Origin of the sequence: Pseudomonas sp. GW456-12-10-14-LB2 (assembly GCF_002884345.1) — a bacterium.
In the GTDB taxonomy this organism is placed as follows: domain Bacteria; phylum Pseudomonadota; class Gammaproteobacteria; order Pseudomonadales; family Pseudomonadaceae; genus Aquipseudomonas; species Aquipseudomonas paraglycinae.
Genome location: NZ_POHV01000225.1, coordinates 1 through 258, shown reverse-complemented (window position 1 = coordinate 258; position 258 = coordinate 1). Strand labels below are relative to the sequence as shown.

1 protein-coding gene is annotated in these 258 nt (G+C 65.5%); it reads left to right on the top strand.

All coding sequences use genetic code 11. The features are described 5' to 3' along the window. Positions 1-258 (top strand): hypothetical protein (locus tag C1X29_RS30090; protein WP_218275737.1); only part of this gene is annotated, 258 nt, incomplete at both ends.

Sequence of the window (258 nt, the reverse complement as noted above, 5' to 3'; positions counted from 1 at the left end):
GTACTTGCAAGTCTTGGCGCGACGTTTATCCGGAGCTTGCCGGACAGGTCGCCAGGATCACGGCACCACTCGGGCGCGGTATCGCGTGGGAAGGCACCGAGATATGGGCCTATCGTGACCGGCCACGCAGTATTTCGGAGTGCCTTGCGGCGAATGTTGCGCGCTGGCCCGATCGCGAGGCCTATGTTTTCCATCCCGGCGGCGAGAGGATGACGTGGGGCGACGTCGGCGCGCAGGTCGATCGCGCCGCTGCTGGAC